Source organism: Aeromicrobium sp. REDSEA-S32_B7, from assembly GCF_001626145.1.
GTDB lineage: Bacteria > Actinomycetota > Actinomycetes > Propionibacteriales > Nocardioidaceae > Aeromicrobium > Aeromicrobium erythreum.
The window spans coordinates 1-6,963 of the sequence record NZ_LUNF01000056.1; the positions used below are offsets into that span (position 1 = coordinate 1).

6 protein-coding genes are annotated in these 6,963 nt (G+C 73.1%); 3 read left to right on the top strand and 3 right to left on the bottom strand.

The window, feature by feature from the left end:
- Window positions 1-108: 108 nt before the first annotated feature.
- Window positions 109-1,641 (top strand): putative PEP-binding protein, encoded by a 1,533-nt coding sequence (locus A6Q79_RS04375; protein ID WP_317696599.1) that lies wholly within the window; start codon window positions 109-111, stop codon window positions 1,639-1,641.
- Between the two features lie 117 nt (window positions 1,642-1,758).
- On the opposite strand, the gene A6Q79_RS04380 is transcribed toward A6Q79_RS04375, so the two are convergent.
- Window positions 1,759-2,253, bottom strand: a complete 495-nt coding sequence (locus tag A6Q79_RS04380) for a hypothetical protein (protein ID WP_286690900.1) — start codon at window positions 2,251-2,253, stop codon at window positions 1,759-1,761.
- A 153-nt stretch (window positions 2,254-2,406) separates the two neighbouring features.
- Between A6Q79_RS04380 and A6Q79_RS04385 the strand changes: the two genes are divergently transcribed.
- Window positions 2,407-3,336, top strand: coding sequence for a TauD/TfdA family dioxygenase (locus A6Q79_RS04385; RefSeq protein ID WP_286690901.1), 930 nt, complete (start codon window positions 2,407-2,409; stop codon window positions 3,334-3,336).
- A gap of 6 nt (window positions 3,337-3,342) precedes the next feature.
- Here A6Q79_RS04385 and lysS read toward each other — a convergent pair whose 3' ends face one another.
- Both lysS and A6Q79_RS04395 read right to left on the bottom strand, forming a co-directional pair.
- The gene (gene lysS / locus A6Q79_RS04390) at window positions 3,343-4,860 is read right to left on the bottom strand and encodes a lysine--tRNA ligase (RefSeq protein WP_286690902.1); all 1,518 of its coding nucleotides are present in this window, start codon (window positions 4,858-4,860) and stop codon (window positions 3,343-3,345) included.
- Between the two features lie 139 nt (window positions 4,861-4,999).
- A complete protein-coding gene (locus tag A6Q79_RS04395; RefSeq protein ID WP_286690903.1) occupies window positions 5,000-5,581 on the bottom strand; it encodes a hypothetical protein in 582 nt (193 codons plus the stop codon).
- A gap of 162 nt (window positions 5,582-5,743) precedes the next feature.
- On the opposite strand from A6Q79_RS04395, the gene nhaA reads away from it, so the two are divergent.
- Window positions 5,744-6,963 (top strand): Na+/H+ antiporter NhaA (nhaA, locus tag A6Q79_RS04400; protein WP_317696603.1); only part of this gene is annotated, 1,220 nt, incomplete at its 3' end.

The window sequence follows — 6,963 nt, forward strand, 5'->3', positions numbered from 1 at the left end:
TCCCGCACCGCCGCGACGACGTCCTCGGTCGTCGACGCGTCGAGCGTGGTGGCCCCGAGGCGCTCGGCCTCGGCCAGGCGGGAGGACTGGAGGTCGACGGCGACCACGGTGCCCGTCCCGGCCGCCACCGCGGCGGCCACCGTCGCCGGCCGCCTGCAGGAGCGCGCAGCCCTCGCCAGCGGGTCCGCCTCGGAGGTCCTGAGCGCCACGGCCGCCCTCGTGCAGGACCGCGGCCTCGCCGCCCTCGTCGCCAAGCACGCCAAGACGGGCAGCGGCCCGGCCACCGCGACGTCGCGCGCCGTCGACGAGCTCGTCGCCATGTTCACCGCCGCCGGCGGGCTCATGGCCGAGCGCGTCACCGACCTGCGCGACGTGCGCGACCGCGTGGTGGCCGAGCTGCTCGGCCAGCCCGAGCCCGGCGTCGGCGTGCCCTCGGAGCCGTCGGTGCTGCTCGCCGACGACCTCGCACCGGCCGACACCGCCGGCCTCGACCCGGCCCTCGTGGTCGGCATCGCCGTCCGGCTGGGCGGCCCCACGAGCCACACGGCCATCATCGCCCGTCAGCTCGGCATCCCCTGCGTCGTCGGCGTGAGCGACCTGCCCGACGAGCTGCCCGACACCGCGCTCGTCGACGGCGGCACGGGCGAGGTCGTGCTGTCGCCCGATCCCGCCGCGGCCGCCTCGCGCGCCGAGGCCGACGCCGAGCGCCGCGCCGCGAGCGCCGCCTGGGAGGGGCCGGGGCGCACCGCCGACGGTCACGCCGTGCAGGTGCTCGCCAACGTCCAGGACGCCAAGGGCGCCGAGCGTGCCGCGCAGGAGCCGGTCGAGGGATTCGGCCTCTACCGCACCGAGCTGAGCTTCCTCGACCGGCCGTCCGAGCCGACCGTGCAGGAGCAGACCGACGTCTACGGCGCCGTCCTGGCTGCGGCGGGGTCGGGCAAGGTCGTCGTGCGGACGCTCGACGCCGGTTCGGACAAGCCGCTCGCGTTCGCCGACATGGGCACCGAGGCCAACCCCGCGCTCGGCGTCCGCGGCCTGCGCGTCGGTCGCCGTCTGCCGGAGCTGCTCGCCCACCAGCTCGACGCGGTGGCCGCCGCCTCGCAGACGTCGGAGGCGACCGTCTGGGTCATGGCGCCGATGGTCTCGGTGCCGTCGGAGGCTGCTGCGTTCGCCGCGGAGTGCCGCACCCGAGGACTGACGCCCGGCGTGATGATCGAGACGCCGTCGGCCGCGCTGCTCGCCGAGCGGGTGCTGGAGCACGTCGACTTCGTGTCGATCGGCACGAACGACCTCAGCCAGTACACGTTCGCGGCCGACCGCATGTCGGCCGAGCTCGGCGACCTGACCGACCCCTGGCAGCCCGGCCTGCTCGTGCTGGTCGAGGCCGTGGCCCGCGCCGGCGAGCGCACCGGCAAGCCGGTGGGGGTGTGCGGCGAGGCCGCCGCCGACCCCGCACTCGCCTGCGTGCTCGTCGGCCTCGGCGTCACCTCCCTGTCGTGCGCGGCGTCGGCCGTGCGACCCGTGGGCGCGCGGCTCGCGTCGGTGACGCTCGATCAGTGCCAGCAGGCCGCGCGAGCCGCCCTGGCCGCCGCCGACCCCGCCTCCGCCCGCGAGGCCGTCGCCGCCGTCCTCGACGCCTGACGCGCTGCTGGTTCCCATCACGTGATGGGAACCAGCAGCTCAGCATGGCGATCCCTCGCTCACCCCGGGAATCATCCGCAGGTGAGCGCGGAAGAACCAGGGTGAGTGGCGGGGCGGTCAGCGGCGCCAGAGGTGCCGCATGATCGGCAGCATCCCGGACATGACGGCCACGGCGAAAAGCACGAACCCCACCGCGGAGACGTAGGGACTCAGCGTCGACATCGTCTCGTTCGGCAGCGACTCCCCCAGGATCCCCAGGAGCACCCCGACCGCGAAGACCGGGAACACGACCAGGGTGCGACGTCGCAGACGGCGCATGCGACCCATGATCTCCTCGCGCTCCACGTCGTCCTCCTCCGGCGTGCCCCGCGTCCCGTCGCGCCGTGGCGGCATCGGGCGCCCGAACGACAACGGCCCGTTGAACCCGTGGAACGCGCAGAGGCCGATCACGACGAACGCGATGCCGAACAACACGCCGCCGACGGGCAGCATCCACCCGATCCCGTGGGTGTCGCCGTAGCCGAGCAGCCCGACGCCGACCGCGCCGAGCGGGAAGACCATGAACGCGCGCGCGAGCAGCCCGGCCTGCGTGAGGTCCTTGAACGGCTTCACCGGGGTCTCCTGTCGTCGACGCTCGACCGACATCCTGGCGCGCGCCGACGTCCGCCGCCCGCCGAACGGTGCGTCCACACTGCGAGACCGTCCCCATGCGACGTCGACGAGGCGCACGGTGGGACGACACCGACGTCGACCCCGGAGCCCGCCATGACCCTCACCGCGCCCGACCCGACCACCACCCGCTCGCGCGTGGAGGTCGCGCCCGTGGGGGCGCGGATCGGTGCCGTCGTGTCCGACGTGCGGCTCGGTGGCGACCTGACGGCCGAGGAGGTGCACGACGTCCGCGCGGCGCTCCTGCGTCACAAGGTCGTGTTCGTCCGCGGGCAGCACCACCTCGACGACGCCGACCACCACGCGTTCGCAGCCCTGCTCGGCACGCCGACGTCGCCGCACCCCACCGTGCGCGGCGCGGCCAACGCGGTCCTGCCCATCGACTCCTCCCACGGCAAGGCCAACGCCTGGCACACCGACGTGACCTTCGTCGACCGGGTGCCCGCCATCAGCGTGCTGCGCGCGGTGACCCTCCCGCCCTACGGCGGCACCACCGTGTGGGCCAACACCGCGGCCGCCTACGCCGACCTGCACCCGGCGCTGCAGGCGATGGCCGACCGGCTGTGGGCCGTGCACACCAACCGCTACGACTACGCCGCCGACGTCGACGAGCAGCGCATCGGCGGCATCGACGTCCGCGAGGAGGCCTACCGCGAGGAGTTCGGTTCGCGCCTGTTCGAGGCCGAGCACCCCGTCGTCCACGTGCACCCCGAGACCGGCGAGCGCTCGCTGCTCCTCGGCCAGTTCGTGAAGCGGCTCGTCGGCCTCTCCACCCGCGACTCCGCCGACGTCTTCGAGCTGCTGCAGCGCGAGGTGACCCGGCTCGAGAACACCGCCCGCTGGAGCTGGCAGCCGGGCGACGTCGCGATCTGGGACAACCGCGCGACGCAGCACTACGCGGTCGCCGACTACGACGACCACCACCGCGTCATGCACCGCATCACGGTGGCCGGGACCGTCCCGGTGAGCACCGACGGCGTGCGCTCCACGCTGCGCCAGGGCGACGCGTCGGCCTACTCGGCCTGACCGGTCTCAGACCTCGCGTCGCGAGATCGGGAAGAGGATCGCCTCGCGGATGCCGACGCCCTGCAGCAGCATGACCAGGCGGTCGACGCCGAGACCCAGGCCGCCCGCGGGAGGCATGCCGAACTCCAGCGACCGCAGGAAGTCCTCGTCGACGTCCATCGCCTCGGGGTCGCCTGCGGCTGCCAGGCGCGCCTGCTCCTCGAGCCGCTCACGCTGGATGACGGGGTCGTTGAGCTCGGTGTACGCGGGCGCCAGCTCGACGCCGTTGATGATGAGGTCCCACGCCTCCACGAGGCCCGGCGTGCTGCGGTGCTTCTTGGCGAGCGGTCGCACGGCCTCGGGGTAGTCGCAGACGAACGTCGGCTGGACCAGGGTGTGCTCGACGAGCTTCTCGAACAGCTCGAGCACGATCTCGCCGGGTCCCCAGTGGTCCTGCAGGGCGACGTCGAGGCGTGCGGCGTGCGCGGTCAGCGTCTCCTGCGGCGTGTCGACGTCGACGGTCTCGCCGACCGCCTCGCCCACGAGCTCGTGAATGGTCGCGCGCCGCCAGGGCGCCTCGAGGTCGATGTCGGTGCCGTCGCGTCCGGGCACCACCGTCTTGCCCACCGCGCGCGCGGCGTCGACGACGAGGTCGCGGGTCAGCTCGGCCATCGTGTCGTAGGAGCCGTACGCCTCGTACGCCTCCAGCATCATGAACTCGGGGTTGTGGGTGTTGTCGACGCCCTCGTTGCGGAACGTCTTGCCGATCTCGTAGACCCGGTCGATGCCGCCCACGAGCGAGCGCTTGAGGTGCAGCTCCAGGGCGATGCGCAGCAGCGCGTCCTCGTCGAAGGCGTTGACGTGGGTGTGGAAGGGCCGCGCGGCGGCGCCGCCGTTGGTGTGCTGCAGCACGGGCGTCTCGACCTCGACGTAGCCGCGCTCGTCGAGCGTGCGGCGCAGCGACTGCAGCACCTTCGCCTTCACGCGCACCGTCTCGCGGGCCTCGGGACGGACGATGAGGTCGACGTAGCGCATGCGGCTGCGCGCCTCGTCCGACAGCGGCTTGTGCTCGTTGGGCATCGGACGCAGCGTCTTGGCGGCGATCGCCCACGACGACGCCTGCACGCTCAGCTCGCCGCGGCGGGACGTGATGACCTCACCCGTCACCGCGAGGTGGTCGCCGATGTCGACGAGCTGCTTGAAGCGGTCGAGCGACTCTTCCCCCACGCCGTCGAGGGAGACCATGGCCTGCAGGGCGGTGCCGTCGCCCTCGCGCAGCGACACGAACACCAGCTTGCCCGTGCCCCGCCGGAAGATGACGCGTCCGGCGACCGTGACGACGTCGCCGGAGTGGTGGTCGGGGCCGAGCGCCTCGGCGTCGTACGCGTCGCGCACCTGCGTGATCGTGTGCGTGATCCCCAGGTCGACCGGGTAGGGCTCGATGCCCGCGTCGATGAGCTGCTGCCGCTTCTCGCGACGGATCCGCAGCTGCTCGGGCAGGTCGTCGACCGCGTTCTCGTCGGGGGTCCGGGGGGAGTCGCTCACGGGACGATAGCCTAGTTGGGGCTGTGCGGAGGCGTTCGGGGAGACACCCTCGCCGCACGTGGCACGAGTGACCTGCGACGGGTCGACGAGGTCGAGCCACAGCTCGACGGGCTGCGCCGCGGGGCCTCGCGACCATTCACTACGGTTGTCCGCTGCAGAGCTCCTGCGGCGCGGTACCGCACGCCGCGTAGGTCCAGCCGCGTTTCGTCGTGCGGTAGGTGGTCCCGCCGACCTCGTAGGTGAAGCCGAAGGAGCGGACGACATAGCCCTCGCGCGGCACCTCGATGCTCAGCACCAGGGACAAGGGCGTCAGCACGTCGCAGGGTGCCGAGAGCCGCGCGCCGCGGATCGGGCTCCAGGTGCCGCCGTACTCCGCCGCGACGGTGGAGGGCTCGCCGACGGCGGTCAGGAAGCCGATCCGCTCATCGCTGCCGCGGTGCAGGTAGCCCGTCACGGGGCCGCCGGTACCGACGGTGCGTCCGTTCACCTGCAGCGAGCGGACGACCGCCTTCCGCCCTCCGTCCACACACACAGGGAAGGCGACGTTGGCCGTCCACAGCCGCCCGGCGTCGACGGGCCTGTAGGTGCCGTTGCCGCCCTCGGCGACGCGGAACTGCAGCGGACCCCGGCCCGGGCCTGAGGTCGGCTCCGGCGTGGCGCCGACGCAGCCGGCCGAGACCAGCAGGGCGGCCACGACGAGCAGCAGGCGACCACGGACCACGACGCTCTCCTCTCGAGACCGGGAGACCCGACACTCCCACGGCCGCACCCCTCCCGTCAGCGTGATCACCGACTGTTCACCCACGGCGGACGCACGGGGAGGAACAGATCGGTCGGCGTCGAGGTTGGCCACCACCATGACCGGCCTGCCAGGATATCGCCCGTGAGCGACCCCGACACCCTCACCGAGTCCCGCGCCACCCGGCTGCGGCGTGGTCTCGCCGACGCCGAGACCGAGCAGGTCGGCGCGGCACTGCTGCTGGTCGCGACCGTCGCCGCGATCGTGTGGGCGAACCTCGGCAGCGGGTACGACGCGTTCTGGCACACCGACGCGCGCGTCGCAGTCGGCGGGTGGTCGATGGGGCTCGACCTCTACCACCTGGTCAACGACGCGCTCATGGCGTTCTTCTTCTTCGCGGTCGGCCTGGAGGTCAAGCGGGAGCTGACCATCGGCGAGCTGACCGACCGCTCGCGCGCGATCGTGCCGGCGACGGCCGCCCTCGCGGGGCTCGTCGTGCCGGCCCTGGTGTTCCTGCTCATCGCGCGCGACTCCGGGCAGGCGCACGCGTGGGGTGTCGTGATCTCGACCGACACGGCCTTCCTCGTGGGCGCGCTCGCGATCATCCGACCGCAGCACCCCTCACGGCTGCGCGTCTTCCTGCTGACGCTCGCCGTCGTCGACGACATCGGTGCGCTCACCGCCATCGCCGTCTTCTACACCGACGAGCTGCACGTCGCGCCGCTGCTCGTGGCACTGGTCGCGCTCGGGCTCATCGCGCTCGTCCGGCTCATGCCGTCCGGCCGCGGGCCGCTGTACGCGGTGCTCTCGGTCGTCGTCTGGTTCGGGCTGCACGAGGCCGGCGTGCACGCCACCCTCGCCGGGGTGGCCGTCGCGCTGCTCATCCCCGTCGCCGCACCGCGCCAGAACGACGTCGAGCGGGTGGTGGAGCTGACCCGCGCCTTCCGTCAGTCGCCGAACCCGGCCTACGCGGCAGCAGCGGGGCGCCAGCTGCGCGAGTCGATCTCGATCAACGAGCGGCTGCAGCGCTCGTTCGCGCCGTACGTGGCGTACGTGATCCTGCCCGTCTTCGCGCTCGCCAACGCCGGTGTCGTGCTCGACGCCGAGACGCTGCGGCGCTCGATGTCGTCGTCGCTGTTCTGGGGCGTGGTCGCCGGTCTCGTCGTGGGCAAGCTCGTGGGCATCACCGGGGCCACCCTGCTCGCCCAGCGGTTGAGGCTCGGCGTGCTCGCGCCCGGCCTGACGATCGGCCGAGTCGCGGGCGGCGCCGAGCACGAAGGCGAGCACGGACGCTGCGAGCACCCCGACCCTGGCCTCGTCCTGCGCGGCAGGGTCGTCGATCGCGATGCCGACGATGAGCAGCG